Source organism: Stenotrophomonas sp. 1278 (genome assembly GCF_029892765.1).
Lineage (GTDB): Bacteria > Pseudomonadota > Gammaproteobacteria > Xanthomonadales > Xanthomonadaceae > Stenotrophomonas > Stenotrophomonas indicatrix.
The window spans coordinates 153,473-175,667 of the sequence record NZ_JARXWD010000004.1; the positions used below are offsets into that span (position 1 = coordinate 153,473).

Below are 22,195 nucleotides of genomic sequence, written 5' to 3' on the forward strand. Positions count from 1 at the left end.
CTTTCTTTGCTCGCGCACCGCGCTGCAGGAGCAGCGCGGAACGGCGTAGCCGGCCCGTAGGGTGGCGCACATGGATGTGCGCCATCAAGAAAGTAACCAAAGAAACGCGCCGCCATCCGCGAGCCGGTGCTGCACACCGGTACCCTGCGGTGCTCGGCTCGCTTCAAGGCGGACCCAACAGCCGCTCAGTAGATCCACGCCATGCGTGGATGGCTGTTCCCCACCCCGCTCAGAACGCGTTGATGCCGGTCAGCTCGCGGCCGATCACCAGCTGGTGCACGGTCTCGGTGCCTTCATAGGTGATCACCGATTCCAAGTTCAGCGCATGGCGGATCGCCACGTGCTCGGTGGTGATGCCGGCGCCGCCCAGCAGGTCGCGGCATTCGCGGGCGATGTCGATCGCCATGCGGCAGTTGTTCCACTTGGCCAGGCTGACCTGCTGCGGTTGCACCTGCCCGGCTTCCTTCAGTCGGCCGAGCTGCAACGCCAGCAGCTGCGCCATGGTGATGCGTCGGGCCATGTCGGCCAGCTTGATCTGCGCGCTCTGCGTGGCCGCCAGCGGACGGCCGAAAAGCACGCGCTCCTTGGCATACCCCAGCGCTTCATCCAGGCAGGCGATGGCCGAGCCGATCGGGCCCCAGCTGATGCCGAAACGCGCCTGGGTCAGGCAGCCCAGCGGCCCCTTCAGCCCCTTAACGTTCGGCAGGCGGTGGCTGTCGGGCACGCGTACGTCGTCGAAGAACAGCGCGCCGGTCAACGACGCGCGCAAGCTCATCTTGTGCTTGATCTCCTGCGTGGTGAAGCCGGGCATGCCCTTCTCCAGCACGAAGCCCTGGATGCCGTCCTCGGTCTGTGCCCAGACGATGGCCAGGTCGGCCACCGGCCCGCTGGTGATCCACATCTTGCTGCCGTTGATGCGCCAGTCGCTGCCATCGCGCACCGCGCGGGTCTTCATGCTGGCCGGGTCGGAACCGCCATGTGCCTCGGTCAGGCCGAAGCAGCCGATCAATTCGCCGCGGGCCATCGCCGGCAACCATTGCCGGCGCTGTTCTTCGCTGCCGTAAGCAAAGATCGGGTACATGCACAGCGAGCTCTGCACCGACACGAAGCTGCGCAGGCCCGAATCGCCGCGCTCCAGCTCCTGGCAGATCAGCCCGTAACTCACCGCCCCCATGTCGCCGCCGCCGTACTCACCCGGCAGCGTGGCACCGAGCAGGCCCAGCGCGGCGATCTCCGGCACCAGTTCCGACGGGAACCGTGCCTGGTCGAAGGCATCACCGATGATCGGCAGCACGCGCTCGTTGGTGAAGCGGGCCACGCTCTCCTGTACCGCGCGCTCTTCCTCGCTGAGCAGGGAACGGACATCGAACAGGTCGTACGGATCCAAAGCCATGGCACTCACACGCAGTCGGGACTGCCGCCATTGTCGGCCATCCGGGCGGCGTTGGTGTGCTGGTGGAGGCCGACCTTGGTCGGCGCTGGTGTTTCCGCTCACGCCAACCAAGGCTGGCACCTGCCAGACCACGCGCATTACGCTGCATCGCAGCAATTGCGATGTGAACATCGGCGATCTAGCTCGATCACGCCCGTCCCGGTACCCTGACACATTCAAACAACCGTTTCGCCCGTGGCTGCACGCGCGATTCCCAGGCAACCGCCGGTGGCCCCGATGCCGGCACTACCCACGAGTCATGCAATCGATGAGTGCTGAAGCCAACGCCCTGCCCCCGCGTGAAGTCATGGAATTCGATGTGGTGATCGTCGGTGCCGGCCCGGCCGGCCTGGCCACCGCGATCCGCCTGCGCCAGCGCGCGATCGAAGCGGGCCGTGAACTGTCGGTCTGCGTGCTGGAAAAGGGCTCCGAACCGGGCGCGCACGTGCTGTCCGGCGCGGTGATGGACCCGCGCGCGCTGACCGAACTGTTCCCGGACTGGGCCGAGCGCGGCGCACCGCTGAAGCAGAAGGTCACCCGCGACGAGTTCCTGTTCCTCAGCGAGACCGGCGCGCGCACCACCCCGCACGCGCTGTTGCCCGAGTGCTTCCACAACGAAGGCAACTACATCATCAGCCTGGGCGAGGTCACCCGCTGGCTGGCGCAGCAGGCCGAGGCGCTGGAAGTGGCGATCTTCCCCGGCTTCGCCGCCGCCGAAGTGCTGTACGGCGATGACGGCGCGGTGATCGGCGTGGCTACCGGCGACATGGGCATCGAAAAGGACGGCACGATCGGCCCGGCCTTCGAACGCGGCATGGCCCTGCAGGCGAAGTACACGGTGTTCGCCGAAGGCGCGCGCGGCCACCTCGGCCGCCAGCTGATCAGCCGTTTCAAGCTGGACGAAGGCAAGGATCCGCAGGCCTACGGCATCGGCATCAAGGAACTGTGGCAGATCGACCCGGCCAAGCATGAGCCGGGCCTGGTGGTGCACGCCGCCGGCTGGCCGCTGGATACCGACACCTACGGCGGTGCCTTCCTGTACCACGCCGACGGCGGCAAGGTCGCCATCGGCTACGTGGTCGGCCTGGACTACAAGAACCCCTGGCTGAGCCCGTTCGAGGAATTCCAGCGCTTCAAGACCCATCCGTCGATCCGCAAGCATCTGGAAGGCGGCACCCGCATCGGCTACGGCGCGCGTGCGATCACTGCGGGCGGCCTGATGTCGCTGCCCAAGACCGTGTTCCCGGGCGGTGCACTGGTCGGCTGCGAAGCCGGCTACCTCAACGTCAGCCGCATCAAGGGCAGCCATGCTGCGATCAAGACCGGCATGCTGTGCGCCGATGCCGCCTTCGATGCGCTGGTGGCCGATCGCCAGCACGATGAGCTCAGCGCCTACCCGGCCGCCTTTGAAACCAGCTGGCTGCACGACGAACTGAAGCTGTCCAAGAACTTCAAGCAGTGGTTCAAGAAGGGCCAGACCGTGGCCACGCTGATGACCGGCATCGAGCAGTGGCTGCTGCCGAAGCTGGGCGTACGCAACCCGCCGTGGACCCTGCGCCACAGCATCCCGGACCACGCCTGCCTGGAGCCGGCATCCAAGCACACGCGCATTGCCTATCCCAAGCCCGATGGCGTGCTGACCTTCGACCGCCTCAGCTCGGTGTTCCTCAGCAGCACCAACCACGACGAGAACCAGCCCAGCCACCTGACGCTGAAGGATGCGAGCATCCCGGTGAAGGTGAACCTGGCCGAGTACGCCGGTCCGGAAGCGCGCTACTGCCCGGCGGGCGTGTACGAATTCGTCGGCGACGGCAACGATGCGCGGCTGCAGATCAACGCGCAGAACTGCGTGCACTGCAAGACCTGCGACATCAAGGATCCGACCCAGAACATCGTCTGGGTGACCCCGCAGGGCGGCGGCGGACCGAACTACTCCGGCATGTGACCGGCGATGGGGCTGCGACTGCCGGTCGCAGCCCCACGGCGCGTGCGCCCGTTATCCTGCTCGTCCATGCGTGCCCATCGTCTGCTTCCCGTTGTTGCCACGATCCTGGTCGCCAGTGCGTGCCAGCGCCCGCCGGCTGCGCCCAGTACGCCCGAACAGGCGCGCCAGCAGGCCATGCAACAGGCGTTCGAACTGTGTGCCGGCTGCCACACCGTCAAGGCGGGCGGCATCCATCGTTTCGGTCCCAATCTGCATGGGGTGATCGGCCGCCGTGCGGGCAGCCTGCCCGACTACGGATATTCGCAGGGCATGCGCCGCGCCGACTTCGTGTGGAGTGCGCAGACCCTGGACACCTTCCTGCAGTCGCCCACCCATCTGGTACCCGGCACGCGCATGTACAACGCCTTCCCGAGCGCCGAGCGTCGCGCGCTGGTGATCGCTTACCTGCAGGAGCACGCGGCTCAGTGAGCCAGGCGCTGCAGCTGGTGCTGCAGATGCGCCACGAACTGCCCGGCGTCGGCAACCGCCGATGCGACCTCTGCATCGCCCGCGGCCTGCAACCGTTCCACCAGCGCGTTGGCGCGATCGGCCAGGCCGCGTGCACCCACCGCCCCCAGCGCACCGGCCTGCCGATGCAGGTGCAGCGCGGCCGTCACCCGGTCGCCTTCGTGCAGCGCGCGCTGCAGGGCCACGATGTCCTCGTTGCTGGCCTTGACCAGGCTGTCGTGCAGCTGCCGGGCGATCTCGCGCGAACCGAAGCGCCGTTGCAGGGTCGCCAGGTCGGGTAGCCCCTCGTCGCCCTCGGGCTCATCGTCGCTGTCCACCGCGGCCTGGTCATCTTCAGCACCCTCGGCGCGCGGCAACCAGCGCAGCAGTGCCTGCCGCAGCGTCGCCAGCGACAACGGCTTGGCCAGCACGTCGTCCATGCCGGCTTCGCGGCAGCGGCGTGCGTCATCGTCAAGCACGCTGGCGGTCAGCGCCAGCACCGGCATCCGTGGCTGGCCGTTGCGCCCCTCGCGCTCGCGCAGCAGGCGGGTGAAACCAAATCCATCCAGCACCGGCATGCGGCAGTCGGTGATGACCAGATCGAAGGATTCCTCCGCCAGCCGGTCCAGTGCCTGCTGCCCGTCATCGACCAGCACATGCGGCACGCCCAGCTGCTGCAGGCGCCAGGCCATCATCGCCTGGTTGGTGGGATGGTCTTCAATGATCATCACCCGTGCCTGGCGCAGATCAGGTGGCAGCAGCGCGATCTGCTGGTGCTCGGCCTGCAGCGCGATCACATCCTCGCTGCGCGCCTCCACCAGCGACAGCAGCACGTCAACCCGCGTTCCTTCGCCCAGCGTGCTTTCCAGCTTCAGTTCGCCGTCCATCTTCTGCACCAGGCGCCGGCAGATGCTCAGGCCCAGCCCGGTGCCCCCATGGTCGCGCTGGATGTACGCGCCGGCCTGGGTGAAGGGTTCGAACAGGGTCGGCAGCTGCTCCGGCGCGATGCCGATGCCGGTGTCGGTGACGCTCAGGCGCAGCGGCTGGCTGCCATCCTCGGCAGTAGGCCCCAACACTTCCAGCTGCAGCCGCACCGAGCCCTTCACGGTGAACTTGATGGCATTGCTGAGCAGGTTGAACACGATCTGGCGAAGGCGCACGCCGTCCACCTCATGGGCCTGTGCCAGCTGTTCGTCGATGTCCAGCTGCAGGTCCAGGCCACGCGCCGTGGCCTGCGGCAACAACAGTCGATGCACCCCCTCCAGCAGTGGCCGCACCGGCAGCGGCACCGGCTCCAGGCGCAGCGCGCCCGCTTCCATCCGCGAATAGTCGAGGATGTCGTCCAGGATCTGCCGCAGCATCTGCGCCGAGTCTTCGATCACGCCGAGGATGCGTTGCTGTTCGGCGTCCAGCGGCGAATGCGCCAGCACTTCCAGCATGCCCAGCACACCGCTCATCGGTGTGCGGATTTCATGGCTCATGGTGGCCAGGAAGCGCGATTTGGCTGCCGCAGCCTGCTCGGCTTCGACCTTCGCCGCGGCCAGCGCGTCGGCCTGCGCGCGCGCCTGGCTCACGTCCACCCAGTAACCACTCCAGGTCACCGCACCCGCTTCGGTTGAATACGGGTGCGCCTGGCTGCGCACCCAGCAGGGCGCGCTTCCGTCGCGGTGGATACGGAACTCGAAGGACAGCGGGGCGAAATTGCGCGCCGCCAGCTCCATCGCACGCAGCACCTTTTCGCGGTCGTCGGCATCGATGCATGCCAGCAGCGCCTGCCCGTCCGACTCCGCCTGCTGCCGGCTGATGCCGAACATCGACTGCACATCGCCGGCAATGAAGGGGAAGCTCAGGGTGCCGTCCGCTTCGCGGCGGGCCTGGTAGACGATGGCAGGCAGGTTGTCGGTCACCTCGGCCAGGCGCTGCTCCAGCTCGCGACGGCCAGCCACTTCGCGGCGCAACCGCCAGTGCCCCAGCCCATGCATTGCCACAGCAGTGGTCAGCACCAGCAGCAGGGGAAGGCCCCAGCGCAGCAGGGTGCGCCAGTCCACTCCATCGCGGTATTCCACCGACAACCAATCGCCGCGCAGGGCCTCGCGCCGGCGCGGCCCCATCTGCAGAAGCAGGCGGTCGAAGGTGGTGGCCAATGCCGCATGGCGGCGCTCCACCGCCAGCGCCAGCTGGTCGTTGAACCCGGCTGGCGCGGCCAGTTGCAGGCGCCCCGGGAAGCGGTTGCGCAGCAGCTGGTCGACCAGCGCCAGGTTGCCCACGTAGGCATCGGCCTCGCCATCTGCCAGGCGTTGCAGGGCCTGCTCGGCGCTGCGCGCGGCGACGATCCTCACCGACGGTGCCTGATGCTGCACGTAGCCACGGATGCGCTCGGGATCGGACAACAGCACGCGCTTGCCGTCCAGGTCCGACAGACCCAGCATCGACGGACTGTCAGTGCGGGTGACGATCACATTGGGTACGGTGATGAAGGGCTGGCTGAACACCCATTCCGGCCCGAGATAGTTCGAATCGGCAGGAATGCCGATCACCGCCTGCAGTTCCCCGCGGCGCGCCTTCTCGCGCACCTCGTACCAGTCATGGCTGTTTTCGACCTGTAGATTGGCGCCGGCCTGCAGCAGGCGCTGCAGGTATTCGTTGGTAAGGCCACTGGGCTTGCCATTCCTGTCGGCAAACGACAGCGGCGCGGCGTTGGGCGCAAAGCCGATCTTCAAGGGTTGCTGCAGCACGCGTTTCTCGGCCTGGCTCAATGCCAGCTGCGCCGACGCCGACCACTGCGGCGGTGGCAGCCAGCGCTGCGCGAGGGCGTCACGCTGCGCTTCGCTGACGGCGGCAAGCGCCAGGTCCAGTGCTTCGGACAACGGCTGTTTGCTGTTGGGCACACCGAAATGCAACTGCTCCGGGGGCAGATCGCTGGGCCGCAGCAACGCCACACCCTTCAACCCGTTGGCGGCGATCAGTTCCGTCGCCACGTAGGCATTGCCGATGAAAATGTCGGCTTTGTCGTCTCTGACCATACGCAAGGCCGTCAGCGTGTCGTCTGCGACAAGTTGTCGTGCCCTTGGGAACCGCGCACGCACCTGCGGTCCGGTCATGAAGTCCTGCTCGACCACAACGCGCAGGCCATCCAGATCAGGTGCCTCCGAAGCACGCAGGTCCTGAGGACGTCCGACCATGGCCAGCGGTGCTTCGGCATAGGCGGCGGTATAGACCATGCAACGGGTACGCTCGGCGCTGAGCGCGATGTTCATCACCACGTCGATCTCGCCGCGACATGCCGCATCCAGCACGGAGGGCCAGTCCGCAAAACGGCGCGTCTCCACCTTCAGGCCAAGCTGCCGGGCCGAAAGCGTCAGGTAGTCCGGGCCGAGGCCCACCTGCTTACCGTCCTGGATCGACTCAAAAGGAGGCCAGCCACTGTCATACTGTCCAACAACGACAACAGGATGTGCGGCCAGGTACTCGCGCTGCAGGGGGCTGAGCGGCAACGGCCCCGGCGTGGACGCAGGCTGGGCCAGCGCCGGCAGCGCCAGCAGGGTCGTCAACAGGATCAGTCCACGAGCCGCCCAGCTGCGCATCTGCAACGATCTCCTGGAAGTCCTGCCAGGGACCGCGACGGTCGCGGTCCGGCGTGCCGGTGGCCATACTAGAGCATGACCTTGCGCATCATCATCGCAGACGATCACCCCGTGGTCCGCATCGGTACCCGCGCCGTCATCGAATCCAGCGGCGTTGGCCGCGTCGTTGGCGAGGCCGACAACGCCCAGGCGCTGATGACCCTGCTGACGACCCAGCCCTGCGACCTGCTGGTCACCGACTACTCGATGCCTGGCAGCCCGCAGGCCGACGGCTTCGCCATGATCGGCATGATCCGCCGCCGCCATCCCGACCTGCCGGTGCTCATGCTCAGCGTCTCCAACAACCTGGCGATCCTGCGCATGGTGCTCGACAGCGGCGTGCTCGGCCTGGTCGACAAGAGTTCGTCGATGGATGAACTGCCGCAGGCGATCCAGGCGGTCTATCGCGGCCAGTCCTACATCAGCCGCAGCCTGCGCGAGCGGGTGGAGGAAGCCGGCAGCTGGCGCATGCGCGAGGGTGACGGCAAGCCGTTGTCGCCGCGCGAAGTGGAGGTGCTGCGGCTGCTCGGCACCGGCATGACGGTCAAGGAAATCTCGCTGCAGCTGCACAAGAGCGTCAGCACCATCAGCCGCCAGAAGGGTGACGCCATGCTCAAGCTCGGGCTGAAGGGCGACGCGGAGCTGTTCGACTACCTGCGCGACGGCAGGATCTGAGACACCGTTCGCAGTTCTCTGGCGGGAGGCTCCTCTCTTCCCCCCTGTGATCACCGTCGCATCTGTGCCATCATCCGCGTCGATGGGTTTTCCTATGCGAGGTCGAAGGAATCGACCGGCTCATCACGACGTTCCCCCTCATCGAGGGCGGGGCGTGTTCTGCGTTGGCCTTCCTGCCCGACGCCCGCAAACCATGGAGAGGTGCATGAAGATCCTTCCGGAATCCCGCTTGGCCCGTGTCCGCCCACGCCTGTGTGCGACGTTCGCCGGCCTGCTCGTTGCGCTGCTTGCCAGTGCCTGCACCCCCTCGCCTTCGACCGCGTCACCACAGGGCGCCACCGCGCCACGACAGGATGTTGCCCCGATGCAGAGCTCCGCCACACCCGCCACCACGGCCACCGCCACGCCCCCCGATGCCGGCAGCGTGCTGTATTTCATCTACGACGTCGACGGCGATGGCGCCGTTTCGTATGAAGTAGCCAATGGCAGTGTCGCCACCTTCTGGTTCGGCCATGCCTTCGAACTGGCCGGCACCCGCTATTACACCGGCTTTGCCTGGAACACACCGCAGAAGTACGGCAAGCCCGGCGAAGACGAAGCCGGTCCGGACAGCCAGGTCACCCTGACCGAGGCCACCTTCACCCTGACCGGCGACAAGCCGGATCGTCCCTGGGTGTTCAAGGGCGCCGAACCGTGGATCGGTACCGTCGGCGCCTATGGCACCGCGCCGGACATCGACAGCAAGCGCAAGCCGCTGGAATACCGCACTCCGGCCGGCAAGCTGGTGCTGGCGGTGCCGACCAGCACCTTCGCTACCGGTACCAGCATCGAAAGCTACACCGTGCTGGTATTCAACCCGGACTACGAGAAGTCCGAAGACGGCCAGGTCTGGGCCAGCGCGGGCACGGTGATCACCGGCGAAGACAATTCAGCCGCCTGCGACGAGGGCCAGGTGATGCCGTGCGTCAGCAACCGGGGCGCACTGGCCTTCAGCGCCGTCGCCGGCAGCGACCTGCCCACCATCACCGTCACCGCCACCGGCACCACCATTTCCGGCCCGGGCCAGACCCGTGCGCTGGGTGCGGCCGACGCGCGCCAGTACCACTACGACGCCGCCCGCAAGGCCTACGTCGAAAAGTAAGACGCACCACCCCGCAGCACCTGTTGACCGACATGTTGAAGACTCACGGATGAGTCCGGTTGGCGTATCGCGGCAAAGGCCGCTCCATCAACCCCAGAGGAAGTGTCATGGCACAACGTGACTACAGCAAAAAGGAAGTTCTCGACATCATCGAGCAGGTTGCACAGCGCAAGGGCATCGCCAGCGAGGACTTCCTGCGCTTTGCCCACATCGAGACCGGTGGCCGCTTCAACGAGCGCGCGCACAACGACAAGACCGATGCCAAGGGCCTGTTCCAGTTCCTGCCGTCGTCGGCCAGGCAGTACGGCCTGACCGGCCACGAGTACGACCCGACCCGCAACACCGAAGCGGCAGCGGAGATGTTCAAGCGCAACCTGGCGGACATGGAAAAGCGCCATGACCGCACCGGCCATCCCTACCTGTCCGGTGATGACAAGCCGAGCGGCCTTGACCTGTATCTGGCACACCAGCAGGGTGCGGCCGGCTACGGTTCGATCCAGACCGCGATCGCCACCGGCACGTTCGGCGTGGTGCGCGACGGCCACGGCGATCCGATCAACATGCGCCCTCGCATCATGGGCCAGATCGGCAGTGACGTCGAAGCGCTGACCGGGCATACGCGCGCGGAGATGCGCACGATGAATGATCGTGACCTGGCCAGCACCTTCGCCCAGTACTACGACCGCAAGTACGACGCGATCAGCATCCCGGAAAAGAACATCGCGCCGATCACCGAGGCCCAGGCGCGTCCGGCGCCGGTGCAGGCCGCACCGACGCAGACCGTGCCCCCCGCCGCGCAGGCGGCCGTCGCCGCCGGTGCAGCAGCCATCGCCGCTACCGCCACGGCTGCTGCCGCCAAGCCCGATGCACCCGGCATTTCGCTGGATGCGGCCTACAACGCCGGCGTGAAGTACGACAACGTCAAGTACGCGATCAACATCGAATCCAGCCAGTACTACCGTGGCAAGGGTGTCACCGGCAAGAACGTCGAGCAAGGCTACATCGACTGCTCCGGCTGGGTCGGCACGATGCTCAACAAGACCCAGGATGAGATCAACCAGAAGGCCGGCCATGCGGTGTTCGCCGACGCCGACAAGATCAAGCTGGGCTTCGCCGGCTCCGGCGGTATCGTGCATGACGCCTACAAGGACTCCGGCGTGCTGCTCAAGCGCGACGACATCCTCAAGCCGGGTGCGCTGAAGGAAGGCATGGTGATCGGCCTGGATACGGCCAAGACCAAGCACGAGCACTGGAACGGCATCGACCACATCGTGATGGTGGTGCGAGACCCGAACACCGACAAGCTGCTGATCAGCCAGTCCACCGGCAAGCTGGGCGTGCATACCATGCCGGTGGAGGATTACCTCAAGCAGGTAAAGGACCACCCCAACTGGAAGCTGTTCGCCTCCGATCCGCTGCACCAGGCACGCGATCTGCTGGAAAACCGCAGCCAGGCGCACGAGCAGGCGCAGGCCAAGGGCGCCGCCGAGCCGAAGCCGTCCCCGCAGGAAAAGCCGCAGGCCAGCAACGAAGTACATAAGCAGGGTGCGCACGGCGAGGATGTGCGCAGGGCGCAGGAACAGCTGGGCCACCTGGGGTATGTGGGTGCCGACGGCAAGCCGCTGGTCGAGGATGGGAAGTTCGGTCGCAACACCGAGGCTGCCGTGCGCCAGCTGCAGAAGGACAACGGTCTGGCAGTGGACGGCATCATCGGCCCGAAGACGCTGGATGCGATCAAGGACGCGCGCGAGCGCCCGCTGCTCAATGACGAGCGCCATCCGCAGAACCCGATGTACAACCAGGCCGTGAAGGGCATGGAAGGCCTGCCGGCAGGCACCTTCAAGGACCGCCATGCACTGGAGGCCGCCGCCGCTGCACTGACCAAGGAAGCGCAGGCCAGCGGCATGCAGCGCATTGATTCGGTGGTGCCCAGCACCAACGGCGAGCGCATGTTTGCCGTGCAGGGCACCGCCGGTGACCCGGCTGCCTGCCGCGCGGCGGTGGACACCCGTGCGGCCAGCGAGCAGAGCATGGCACTCAGCAGTGGTGCGGTGCACGGTGCACCGAATGTCCTGCAGCAGCAGGACGCCCAGCAGGAGCAGGTGAAGCAGGCCCAGCGCGCCATGGGCCACTGAGCCCGGCCAGGCAGGGGAAGCCAGGGGAAGGGCCGCGTACTGCGGCCCTTTTCCTTTCTGGCAGCTGAGCGGCCGCCGCGCTTTCAGCCTCGCTTCATGCCGCCTGACGCTAGATGAATGCGCAAGCCGCACGGGGATCGCGCGCAATGTTCCGGCAATGTCCGGGCACCAGCGTGGTCCCTACGGCAGCCGGGGCGCCCAGCGCCCTCCCTGCCCACCGTGGCATGCACCTCACAGGAGAACCCAACATGCTCAGCACTTCCGCACTCAGCTTCCGTGGTCTGGCGATGGCCCTGGCACTTCTTGCCGGCGTGGCCGTGGTCAGTGATGCCAGCGCGATGTCGAGGAAGGACAAGCGCACCGTGGTCGGTGCCGTCGTCGGCGGCGTGGCGGGTCACCTGATCTCCAACGGCGACCCGGCTGCCACCGTCGGCGGCGCGGTTGCCGGCGGCGCCATCGGCAACCTGACCACCTCCGACCGCCATGATCGACGCTACGACGGGCGCTATGACCGTCGCTACGATCGCCGTTATGACCGTGGCTACAACCGCGGCTATGGCTACGACCGCCGCGATGACCGTCGCTGGCAGCGCGAGCGCCATGACAACCGCTACTACCACGACCGCGGCCGCCATCGCGGCTGGTAAGCGCGTCGGCCACAGGCCGCACGTGGCGTCCCTGACGGGCGGGTCGATGACCCGCCCGTTTGCGTCTGTGGCGTCCATGGCGTTGAATGCGCAGCCTTGGATGTTCCATTACTCACCAGCGGCCGTGGCATGACTTCTTCCCCCCATCGCGTGCAGGGCCTCAACAACGACGAGGTCGTCGCCGACTGGCCGGCGATCGACGCGCAGGAGATCACCTGGCTGCGTGGCCACTTTCCGCAGCTGGGCGCGGACAGCACGCTGCGCTGGCACAGCCCGCGTCCGTTGTCGGCCGCGGCCATCGTCGACGGCACCGGCGGTCCGGTCTTCATCAAGCGCCACCACCACAGTGTGCGCAGCGCTGGAAGCCTGGAAGAAGAACACCGATTCATCGCGCATCTGGCAACTGCCGGCATGCCGGTGGTGCAGGTGCTGGCCAGCAACGACGGCCGCACCGCACTCGAGCACGGCCAGTGGACCTACGAACTGCATGCGGTGGGCGCCGGCAAGGACCTGTATCGCGAGCTGCCGTCATGGTCACCACTGACCGACATTGCCCAGGCCCACCAGGCAGGGCGCGTGCTGGCCACGCTGCACCGCGCGGCCGCCAGCTACCACGCCCCGCAGCGCGGCACCCATCTGCTGGTGGCACGCGACGACCTGATCCGCGCCGATGACCCGATCACCGTGCTGAAGGCCGACCTCGGCAACCGCCCCGGGTTGGCCCGCTACCTGGCGCGCATTCCCTGGGAAGAACAGCTGCGCCGCGATGTGCTGCCGTGGCACCACGGCCTGGCCGCGCGCCTGCAGGACGAACCGCGGCTGTGGGCGCACAACGACTGGCACGTCTCCAACCTGCTGTGGAACGACGACGGCACGATTGCCACGGTGCTCGATTTCGGCCTGGCCTCGCCCACCAGCGCGCTGTTCGACCTGGCCACCGCGATCGAACGCAACGCGGTGGCCTGGCTGCAGCTGGAGCGCGGCACCGATGCTGTTCGCATCGACATCGCCCTGGCCCTGCTGGACGGCTATCGCCAGGAACTGCCGCTGTCGCCCACCCGCGTGCACCTGCTGGCCGACCTGCTGCCGATGGTGCATTTCGACTTCGCTCTGTCCGAAGTGGAGTATTTCGAGGGCGTCACCGGATCGACCGCGAACGCCGATGTGGCCTGGCAGCCGTTCATGCTCGGGCATCCGGCGTGGTTCGCCACGGCCCCCGGCCAGGCCCTGCTGGCGGCCCTGCACGCCGCCGCGTGAGCCGCGAGCCACCAAACACGCGGGGTACTCAGTAGATCGACGCCATGCGTCGATGATGCCCTTCAGCCGGGGTCAGATCCCTTTCCAGCGGAAAGGGATCTGACCCCGGCTGAAGGGCGGTAGCTCGCAAATCCGTACCATTTGTAGTGAAATGGTCACCTGAAGCGGGGGTGCCTGGATCTGCCAGGCTGAGAGAGTCCCTTGGAACCTGATCCGGTTTGCACCGGCGTAGGGAGCTTTGAGCCGCAGCCACACCCCCGTCATGGGCCGGTGCACCTGCGCGCCGTCGCTTCGTCTCCCTTGTTGTCTGAAGACGAATCGAATGAACCGCTGCCTGCGCCCCACCCTGCTCGCCCTCGCCCTCTGCGCCGCCCTGCCGCTGTACGCCAGCGAGGCAGGCACCGACGCCGTTGATGCGCCCTCCTCGCCCACCGAACTGGCGGCGGTGCGCGTGCAGGCCGGCAAACCGAAGGCCGACACCTCGCGCGTCAACGCCTTCGGCGGCGGCTCGTGGAAGGACACCCCCGCCTCGGTGAACGTGCTGGAGCGCGACTACCTCGACCGCCGCCAGGTGCGTTCGCTGTCCGAGCTGGCCAGCAATGATGCCTCGCTGGGCGATGCCTATGCGCCGGTGGGCTACTACCAGAACATCGCCATCCGCGGCTTCGCGCTGGATGCGGCCACCGGCTACCGCTTCAACGGCATGTCCATCGCCGGCGAGCAGCGCCTGGCGCTGGAGAACATCCAGGAAGTGCAGATCCTCAAGGGAGAAGCCGGCCTGGCGGCTGGCGTGATGGCACCCGGCGGCATCATCAACTACGTGGGCAAGCGCCCGGCGGAAGTGCGCACGGTCACCCTGGGCACCGATTCGGAAGGCTCGCGCTATGCCGCCGTGGATGTCGGCCACTGGCTGACCCCGCGCTTCGGCGTGCGTCTGAACGCGGCCTGGGATGCCAGTGATTCCTACGTCGAGCATGCCGACGGTCGGCGCAACTTCTATTCGCTGGCCACCGACTGGCTGATCGGCGAACACGGCAAGCTGGAAGTGGATGCCAACTACCAGACCAGCGCGCAGCGCTCGGTGTCCGGCTTCCAGCTGCTGGGCGCGCGCGACCTGCCGCGCGGCGTCGACCGCGAACGCCTGCTCGGCTACCAGCCGTGGCAGCGGCCGGTGGACATTGCCAGCACCAACATCACCGCGCTGCACACCTATGACTTCAACGATGCGTGGCAGTCGCGCATCTCGGTCGGCCACAGCCGCTCGGTGATCGATGACAACGTCGCCTTCGCCTACGGCTGCTACTACACCGCAGGGTGCGCAGACGGCAGCGTGCCGGGCAACTATTTCGCCCCCAACGGCGACTACGACATCTACGACTACCGCAGCCCGGATGACACCCGCCGCAACCAGCAAGCCCGTGCCGAACTGCGCGGCAGTTTCGAGACCGGCAGCGTCGGCCACCAGCTGAGCATCGGCGCCGACTACTTCCGCCGCACCATCGACAAGCGCCCGAGCGTCAACGAGTACGTCGGCACCAGCAACATCCACGACGTGCAGGTGCCGGTGTTCGAGCCCTCGCCGAAGATGCCGGGTGCATCGGCACGGCGCCTGGACAGCCGGCAGACCGCGTTCTTCGCGCTGGACCGGATGAGCTTCGGCGATGACTGGCAGTGGCTGGCCGGCGGCCGCTTCGTGCGCCTGGACGAGCGCGCCTACGACAAGCGCGGCACGCCGCAGCGCCACAGCCGCCTGTCGCGCTTCCTGCCGCAGACCGCGCTGGTGTGGAAGGCCACCGATCAGCTCAACGCTTACGCCAGCTATGTGCGCGGCATTTCGCTGGGCCAGGAAGCACCGTTCTGGACGTCCAACGCCGATACCTTCCTGCCGTCGATGCAGTCGCGGCAGCTGGAAGTGGGCGTGAAGTACGTGCCAGTGGACGCCCTCACCCTGGGCGCGGCCGTGTTCCGCACCTCCCAGCCCTACCAGTACGCAAAGCCCGACGGCAGCGATGTCGGCTACACCTTCGTCGAAGAGGGTCAGCAGACCCATACCGGCCTGGAACTGACCGCCAACGGCCAGCTGACCGACGCGCTGCAGATCGTCGCCAGCGCCAGCGTGCTGCAGGCGCGCGCACGCGATACCGGCACCCCGGCCTATGAAGGCCATCAGCTGGTGAACGTGCCCAAGGTGCGCGCCAGCGTGCACCTGGCCTACGCGCTGCCGTTCGTTGAAGGCCTGGATGTGACGGGTGGCTGGCGCTATGCCTCCTCCAACGTGGCCCGCGCCGACGGCGGTGTGCGCGCACCGGACTACTCGGTGTTCGACGCCGGCCTGCGCTTCCAGCACCGCCTGCACGACCGTGCGGTCAGCTGGAACCTGTCGGTGGACAACCTGTTCAACCGCTTCTACTGGCGCGACACCGGCAGCAGCGGCGGTGACTACTACCTGTTCCCGGGTGCGCCGCGACAGGCGCGCCTGTCGGTGACGTTCGCGCTGTGAGCGGCGTCGCGCTCGAGTGGACTGCCGCGCTCTTCAGCATCCTCGGGGTGTGGCTGATGGCAAAGCGACGGCTGGCCGCGTGGCCGGTCGGCCTGCTGTCGGTCGCGCTGTACGGCGCGGTGTTCGCCGAAGCCAAGCTGTACTCGGACACGCTGCTGCAGGTCGCCTTTGGTGGCTTCCTGGTCTACGGCTGGATCAACTGGCGCCAGCACGCCGCCGATGAAGGCAGCATCCGCATCGTGCCGTTGGCGCGCGGCAAGCTGCTGCGCGACCTGGCCATCGGCCTGTGTGGCGGCGTGGCGCTTGGCGCCGGCATGCACACCTTCACCGATGCAGCGTTGCCGTGGCTGGACGCGATGCTGACCGCACTGAGCCTGGTCGGGCAATGGTGGCAGGCACGCCGGCACACGGCCTGCTGGTGGGTGTGGATCGTGGTGGACGTGGTCTACGTGGGCGCCTATCTGTTCAAATCGCTGCACGTGACTGCTGCGTTGTACGTGTTCTTCCTGGGCTTGGCATTGTTCGGGCTGCGGGCGTGGCGCGCCGCCGCGCGCGAGCCGCAGGCAGTACCTGCGCAGTAGAGCCACGCCATGCGTGGCTGCGTTTGGTAGATGCCGACCTTGGTCGGCAGGTGAGCGCCAACCAAGGTTGGCGTCTACCGATGCCCGGCATCCACGCATGGTGTGGATCTACTGGGTAAGGGTCAGCCCCAATCGCAGTGGCTGTCGCATGTCCTTCGGCGGCGCCGCCGGCAACGGCGTGGCCTGCAGCGCCGCACGCAGATCGGCATCGACCTGTGCATCACCCAGGCTGTCGAATTCCAGTTTCGAGATGGCGCCATCGCCGGCGACCCACACGCTCACCACCAACGGCGCCGGCGCATCGGGATGCTCCTGCAGCCAGGCCAGCAGGCGCTGCGCGTGCGGATCCTGCTCCTGCTGCAGACGCTGCTGCAACTCGCCGCTGACGGAGGCGGCATAGGCCATCCAATGCGCAGGCGCGTCCTGTGCGGACACGCTGGCGCTCCCCAGCGCCAACAGGCCCAGCAACCATGCCAACGGGCGCCAGCCACGGCGCGAGGTGCGCTTGTTTCCTGCAGAAGCCATCACCCACGTCTCCACGTCCATCCCAACGCGTCATGGTCGGCGCCGCAGATGACAGGCAGATGGCGGCGCAGTAGAGCCACGCCATGCGTGGCTGTTCCGGGCAACCGGTTGATCCATCCACGCATGGCGTGGATCTACCTGGCTGCCCCACCCGGCGTGATCAGTCGCCCAGGTCGGCCAGCACCTTGCGCGAGGGCGCAAAGAAGGTGACGCCGGTGGTCGCGGTGGAGAAATCGAGGATGCGGTCGTGCAGCGGCGCGGGATTGCCGATGAACATCCGCTCCAGCATCTTCTCGATCACCCACAGCCGGCGCGTGTAGCCGATGAAGTAGGTGCCGTACTCGCCGCGCCCCGGATTGGCGAAGGGCATGTTGTCGCGCAGGATCTCGTGCTCGCCGTCGGCATCCTCGATGGTGCACAGCGTCTTGTGCGACTTCTGCGCGTCGGCCGGCGCGTCGTCCAGCTCGATGTTGTCGTGCTTGGTGCGGCCGATGATCGCCTCCTGCGCCTCGGTCTTCTGCGCACGCCAGGCATCGAGGTTGTGCAGGTACTTCTGCACCACCACGTAGCTGCCACCTGCATGGTCGGGATCCTCGTCGCCGACGATGGTCGCCTCCGGCAGTGACAGGCCCTCGGGGTTGGCCGTGCCGTCGACGAAATCAAGCAGGTCGCGACCGTCGAAGTAGCGGAAACCGGCCACGTCATCCACCGCGTCCACCGCATCGCCGAAGGCCATCATCAGGTTGCGCTCGAAGGCCACGATCAGGTCCATCGTGCGTGCACGGACGTGGTACAGCAGGTCGCCCGGCGTGGAGACTGCCGTGTGGGTCGCACCCTTCACTTCCTGGAACGGCTTCAACTCGCGCGGCGGCGTACTGCCCACCAGCGGCGCCCACACGCGGTGGCCGATGGCCACGTTGCAGGTGAAGGTGCGCTCGATCTCGCGGATGGCGGTGTTCTTGATCAGGTCATCGGTGCTGGCCAGCACCTCGCGCACTTTCGCCAGCGATGCCGCATCGTCCTTCACCGTCAGCACCAGGAACGCGGCCGAATGGGTCAGCGGCGCGGTGATCTGCTGCGGCTCGTTGTCGAGCGTGTGGTTGAGGGCGGTGATGGGTGCGGGCTGGGCGTTCACGATGGTTCCTGCTGGCTTGAGGCGGGCACATCGCCTGCGGCAATGTGCGGGCGATCATAGCGGAACGACCTTGCCGGCGACGGAGCGGTTCTCAGTTCGCGGTGGTCAGCCGACGGGCGCCAGCCACTCGTCGGCAAGCACCTGTGCCTGCTGCCCGCTGTCGGTGATCGAGTGCTGCGGCTATTCCTGGGTCACGGTGAACTGCTGCGGCGTGTGCCACGCAAGCCGGAGGTAGGGACCTGTAAGCAGGTCACGGTCACGCAAGTGCTCGAACACGTCCGCCGGGCACCACTCCCTGCCCGCCGAGAAGGCGACGCCGAGATCACGCAGGCGGAGGAAGACGGCGGCCTTGGCTGCATCGTCGGGGACCGGCAGGGTGAGGGTGTTTTCATCGCCAGCGGTGAAGCCCAGCGCCTGCAGCGAGGCCCGCGAGCGGCCATTGAACAGCATCACCTTGATGCAGTTGCCGTCGGCCTGCCTCACATAGGCATCGATGTGCGTTTCCATTGGCGGATTGTAGAGGCAGACGGATCAGCTGGCGTCGCTCCATACCGCCAGCACGTAGCCGTCCAGATCGCGGAAATGAAAGCGACGGCCGCCGGGAAAGGCAAACACGGCCTGCACGATCTCGCCGCCCGCTGCGAGGATGCGCTGCTGCGCGTCGGCAAGGTCCACGCAGTACACGATGACCAGCGCGCCTCCTGAGGGCGTCACTGCCTCGTCGGCGACAAAGCCACCTTTGAGGCGGCCGTCATCGAACTCGGTATAGGCCGGGCCGTAGTCGGTGAAGGACCAGCCGAAGACCTGCCCATAGAACTGCTTGCTGCGGGCGATATCGGCGACGTTGAATTCGATGTTGTCGATGCGGCGTTCGGCAGCGGTGGTGTCTGCGTGGCTCATGGTGCGGCTCCGTGGTTGGAGCGCCCAGCATCGGTCAGGGTCGGGCCCGGGTCTTGAACGAAACGGCCATCAACGTCCCCACTGCTGGCGCAGCGCACTGGCCGTCAGGCCGGCAAGCTCGCGGGCGTCGCGGCTGAGGTGGGCCTGGTCGGCATAGCCCGCCTCCACGGCCAGCATCGCCAGACTGTGCGCGGGTTGGGTCTGGCTGCAGCGCAGGAACCGCTGCAGACGCAGGATCCGCTCCAGCGACTTTGCTCCGTAACCGAACTGCGTCTGGCTGAAGCGACGCAGGGTGCGCGGGCTCATCGCCAGATGTGCGGCGAGTGCGTCGATGCTGGCATCGCCTCTGGCAGCGTGCGCGAACAGCGCATGCGCGCGGCGTGTGTGCTCGTCCAGCACGGCCGCCGGCATGTTCCGCTGCAGGCTGTCAGCCAGGCGCTGCAGGCGCTGGTCGGGCGCGGCGTCACCGATCCAGGCCGCAGCCTGAGTCGCCCAGCGGGTATTGAATTCGATCAGGGGCACGGCTTGGCCGACGATGCCGGACAAGTCGATGCCGAGCGCAGACGATGCCTGCCCAGGCCGGAACCGCGCGCCCAGCACCTGTGCACCGGGGGCCAGTTGCGGGTGTGCGGCGGTACGGTCCGGTCCCACCACGAACAGCGCACCATCACGCCAGAGAATGTCCACGCATCCATCGGGCAGCACGGTGATGCTGCCACTGGCATCAGCAGGCAACTGGCTCTGCCAGAGCTGGCCGAACTGGCCACGCAGCGGCGCAGGCGCCAGGTGTTCCTGGTAGGCCGAGCCGGTGCCAGCGGGAGTGGAGGGATCGCCCATGCCCCATTGTGGCAAAGCGATGCCGGAAAAAGAGAAGCCCGGCACGAGGCCGGGCTTCGCTGGCGTGTGGGAGAGAGATCACACGCCAGTTACACGCACTAACGACAGGCGTTTGTTACCAGCTGAAGCGCGGGCCCACGAACCACTCGCGGTCGCCGGCCTTGGCCAGCTTCACTTCGCCACTCAGGCCCCAGTTCTGGTTGAACTTGGCGGTGGCGCCGACACGGCCGTAGAACTCGCCGTCCGGGTTGATGCCGTGCTTCTTGCTGTAATCCTCGTAACCGGCCAGCGCATAGCCTTCCAGGTACGGGTTGAACGCGGTGCGCACGCCCACTTCAGTGGAGTAGCCGTTGAAGTCCAGGCCGTGCTTCATGTCGAACTTCTGGTATGCAACACGAGCCACCAGGTCGGTGTTCGGTGCGATGCCGTAGTTGTAGCCGGCACCGATGCGCCACTGGTCGACATCGTTCTTGAAGGTGTCGGTTTCCTGCTTGCTGTAATCACCGAAGATGTGGAAGTTCGGATGCACGGCAACCGAGCCCTTCACGCCCCAGCCATCAGCGTCGCCGCCCTTGGCATCGGTGTTCACGTAGCCGCCTTCAACGTAGTTGTACGACAGGCCATCGGCAGCCGATGCGGCGAACGGCAGTGCGGCCAACAGACCCAGGGCAAGCAGCGAATTCTTGATCATCGGGATACACCTTTCATTATTTTGGTTTCGTCGAACGCCCCTCGGGAGGGGAGGGAGGAGAGGCGTTCGACAGGTGTGAATTATCCGTTTGTTGATGAAATCGGCCCTGAATATTGAACTGACCGGTACATGAATGAGGTTCCTGTTCAGGGAACTCTCGATGCGCCGTGTAGTAGCTCGCTGGATGCACGCCGACCTGCCAAGCTGCTTCGGTCATGGATCGCACGAGAGGACTGCACGCACGGAAGCGCGGTGCGCGCGTCGATGTTGTGCGCCACGCTCATCTGCGCCCATTGAGAGGAACGACATGAGTCGGCTTCAGGCTGATGAATTGGAGAGATTGAAGTGGCACAAGGACATCAACCGATGCAGCAGAGCTCGCTTGTTCCCGCTTGTTAAGGATTGCTGATTGCGCGACCTTCACAGGTCATCCACGTCTTCCAACTGCAGCTGAAAGCACTTCGCAGCGGCGGGAACAAACGCCGCTATATTCCAGACTCCCCAGACGAAGGAGGGAGTGGAATGTTCCTGACCAAGCAGCAAATCAACGCGGCACGTGCCGTCACCGTAGCCATCGTTGCTACCGTAAGCCTCGGTGCTTGCGCCACCTACAAAGACGAATTTGCAACGATCAACTCGCGTCTCGACCAGCTCGACGTGAAGGTGCAGGGCGCGGCGCAGAGCGCCGAATCGGCCAACCAGTCTGCACAGCAGGCCAACCAGCGTCTGGATCAGATCGAAGGCCGCGTGCAGCAGCTCGAAAGGGTCCCCGGCCGCAAGCCGCGCGGGTAACCGCTCTCCACCCACTTTGATGAACGCTTGAACCAGACACCAGTGGCCTTCACCGGCCACTGGTGTCTTTCAGCCTCTCGGTCGTCATCCGAAGGAGCCGTCCCATTCGTACGTACTCACTCCCTGCACGCCGGGCCGTATCGGCCACGCTGGCCATCGCGCTGGCACTGGCAGGAACCGGCGCAGCCAGCGCCAGGAACGCCAAGGAAGCCAAGGACGCACCCACGGAAACGGCGACCGCCGCCGATGAACTTCCGCAGGGCCAGGAAGTGTCCGATACGGTGATTGAACTGGCCGGCTGGGTCGTGGCCAGCAAGGACAACCAGGGCTATCCGTTCGCGATCATGGACAAGGCGGCTGCGCAGGTCCTGGTCTTCGGCGGTGACGGCAAGCTGCGCGGCGCAGCGCCAGCGCTGTTTGGTTCGGCCATCGGCGATCACTCGGCACCCGGCGTCGCCAAGCTCGCATTGAGCGCGATTCCCGGCCACGACCGCACCACCCCGGCTGGTCGTTTCATTGGCGCCTATGGCCCATCCGAGGACGCCGGACGCGTGCTGTGGGTGGACTACGATTCCGCCGTCTCGATGCACCCGCTTCCCCCGGGCACCCCGAAAGAGAAGCGCAGCGAACGACTGGCATCGGCCACGCCGGACGACAACCGTGTCACCCACGGCTGCATCAATGTCTCGCCCGGGTTCTACGAGCAGATCGTGCATCCCACGTTCGAGAAAGGCGGCGTGTTCTACGTGCTGCCGGACAAGGACTCGATCGAAGATACGTTCCCGGAGTTCGCGCAGAGTCGCGCGGCTGCGAAGGACGTGGATGAAAAAGACGCGCGACACGCCCGCAAATGAAACCCGGTTGAAGGCTGCGGACGTGGTCGCGGCAGACCG

General features: G+C 66.6%; 19 protein-coding genes and 1 riboswitch. Of the genes, 11 read left to right on the forward strand and 8 right to left on the reverse strand.

Annotated elements, in window-relative coordinates; translation table 11 throughout:
* Positions 1–229: 229 nt before the first annotated feature.
* Positions 230–1,393: an acyl-CoA dehydrogenase family protein gene (locus M2299_RS06050; protein ID WP_059063190.1), complete on the reverse strand. Its 1,164-nt coding sequence runs from the start codon at positions 1,391–1,393 to the stop codon at positions 230–232.
* A 307-nt stretch (positions 1,394–1,700) separates the two neighbouring features.
* Here M2299_RS06050 and M2299_RS06055 point away from each other — a divergent pair, with 307 nt between their 5' ends.
* A complete protein-coding gene (locus tag M2299_RS06055) occupies positions 1,701–3,377 on the forward strand; it encodes an electron transfer flavoprotein-ubiquinone oxidoreductase (protein WP_134831833.1) in 1,677 nt (558 codons plus the stop codon).
* A gap of 66 nt (positions 3,378–3,443) precedes the next feature.
* Positions 3,444–3,845: a c-type cytochrome gene (locus tag M2299_RS06060; RefSeq protein ID WP_223487159.1), complete on the forward strand. Its 402-nt coding sequence runs from the start codon at positions 3,444–3,446 to the stop codon at positions 3,843–3,845.
* Here the strand turns inward: M2299_RS06060 and M2299_RS06065 are convergent.
* Positions 3,839–7,447: a transporter substrate-binding domain-containing protein gene (locus M2299_RS06065; protein WP_223487157.1), complete on the reverse strand. Its 3,609-nt coding sequence runs from the start codon at positions 7,445–7,447 to the stop codon at positions 3,839–3,841. The genes M2299_RS06060 and M2299_RS06065 overlap by 7 nt on opposite strands.
* Positions 7,448–7,522: 75 nt before the next feature.
* Here M2299_RS06065 and M2299_RS06070 point away from each other — a divergent pair, with 75 nt between their 5' ends.
* The 7 genes from M2299_RS06070 to pnuC all read left to right on the forward strand — a co-directional run bounded on the left by M2299_RS06070 (position 7,523) and on the right by pnuC (position 16,422).
* Positions 7,523–8,161 carry a response regulator transcription factor gene (locus tag M2299_RS06070; protein WP_025875871.1) on the forward strand — a complete coding sequence of 213 codons (639 nt, stop codon included), beginning with the start codon at positions 7,523–7,525 and terminating at the stop codon, positions 8,159–8,161.
* Positions 8,162–8,366: 205 nt separating this feature from the next.
* The gene (locus tag M2299_RS06075) at positions 8,367–9,302 is read left to right on the forward strand and encodes a hypothetical protein (protein WP_032978087.1); all 936 of its coding nucleotides are present in this window, start codon (positions 8,367–8,369) and stop codon (positions 9,300–9,302) included.
* Positions 9,303–9,409: 107 nt separating this feature from the next.
* Positions 9,410–11,437: a peptidoglycan-binding protein gene (locus M2299_RS06080; protein ID WP_280884050.1), complete on the forward strand. Its 2,028-nt coding sequence runs from the start codon at positions 9,410–9,412 to the stop codon at positions 11,435–11,437.
* Positions 11,438–11,685: 248 nt separating this feature from the next.
* On the forward strand, positions 11,686–12,084 hold the full coding sequence (locus M2299_RS06085) for a glycine zipper 2TM domain-containing protein (protein WP_025875877.1): 399 nt from the start codon (positions 11,686–11,688) through the stop codon (positions 12,082–12,084).
* A gap of 129 nt (positions 12,085–12,213) precedes the next feature.
* Positions 12,214–13,341 (forward strand): phosphotransferase, encoded by a 1,128-nt coding sequence (locus tag M2299_RS06090; protein WP_280884051.1) that lies wholly within the window; start codon positions 12,214–12,216, stop codon positions 13,339–13,341.
* Between the two features lie 156 nt (positions 13,342–13,497).
* A riboswitch (TPP riboswitch) is annotated at positions 13,498–13,593 on the forward strand.
* A gap of 70 nt (positions 13,594–13,663) precedes the next feature.
* Positions 13,664–15,841 (forward strand): TonB-dependent siderophore receptor, encoded by a 2,178-nt coding sequence (locus M2299_RS06095; RefSeq protein ID WP_280884052.1) that lies wholly within the window; start codon positions 13,664–13,666, stop codon positions 15,839–15,841.
* Entirely contained in the window at positions 15,838–16,422 is a 585-nt protein-coding gene (gene pnuC, locus M2299_RS06100; protein ID WP_025875884.1) for a nicotinamide riboside transporter PnuC, read from the forward strand. Before M2299_RS06095 ends, pnuC begins: the two co-directional genes overlap by 4 nt.
* A 108-nt stretch (positions 16,423–16,530) precedes the next feature.
* Here the strand turns inward: pnuC and M2299_RS06105 are convergent, their stop codons facing one another.
* The 6 genes from M2299_RS06105 to M2299_RS06130 form a co-directional block, all read right to left on the reverse strand.
* Positions 16,531–16,947 carry a TonB C-terminal domain-containing protein gene (locus tag M2299_RS06105; RefSeq protein ID WP_105164912.1) on the reverse strand — a complete coding sequence of 139 codons (417 nt, stop codon included), beginning with the start codon at positions 16,945–16,947 and terminating at the stop codon, positions 16,531–16,533.
* A 160-nt stretch (positions 16,948–17,107) separates the two neighbouring features.
* Positions 17,108–18,082 carry a Dyp-type peroxidase gene (locus tag M2299_RS06110; protein WP_025875888.1) on the reverse strand — a complete coding sequence of 325 codons (975 nt, stop codon included), beginning with the start codon at positions 18,080–18,082 and terminating at the stop codon, positions 17,108–17,110.
* A gap of 180 nt (positions 18,083–18,262) precedes the next feature.
* Positions 18,263–18,589, reverse strand: coding sequence for a hypothetical protein (locus tag M2299_RS06115; RefSeq protein ID WP_280884053.1), 327 nt, complete (start codon positions 18,587–18,589; stop codon positions 18,263–18,265).
* 24 nt (positions 18,590–18,613) lie between these two features.
* Positions 18,614–18,982 (reverse strand): VOC family protein, encoded by a 369-nt coding sequence (locus M2299_RS06120; protein ID WP_025875894.1) that lies wholly within the window; start codon positions 18,980–18,982, stop codon positions 18,614–18,616.
* 69 nt (positions 18,983–19,051) lie between these two features.
* Positions 19,052–19,819 (reverse strand): helix-turn-helix domain-containing protein, encoded by a 768-nt coding sequence (locus M2299_RS06125; protein WP_280884054.1) that lies wholly within the window; start codon positions 19,817–19,819, stop codon positions 19,052–19,054.
* Between the two features lie 115 nt (positions 19,820–19,934).
* The gene (locus tag M2299_RS06130; protein WP_025875896.1) at positions 19,935–20,507 is read right to left on the reverse strand and encodes an Ax21 family protein; all 573 of its coding nucleotides are present in this window, start codon (positions 20,505–20,507) and stop codon (positions 19,935–19,937) included.
* Between the two features lie 525 nt (positions 20,508–21,032).
* Between M2299_RS06130 and M2299_RS06135 the strand changes: the two genes are divergently transcribed.
* Both M2299_RS06135 and M2299_RS06140 read left to right on the forward strand, forming a co-directional pair.
* Positions 21,033–21,302 (forward strand): hypothetical protein, encoded by a 270-nt coding sequence (locus M2299_RS06135; protein WP_025875897.1) that lies wholly within the window; start codon positions 21,033–21,035, stop codon positions 21,300–21,302.
* A 155-nt stretch (positions 21,303–21,457) separates the two neighbouring features.
* On the forward strand, positions 21,458–22,156 hold the full coding sequence (locus M2299_RS06140; protein ID WP_033832860.1) for a hypothetical protein: 699 nt from the start codon (positions 21,458–21,460) through the stop codon (positions 22,154–22,156).
* Positions 22,157–22,195: the final 39 nt, after the last annotated feature.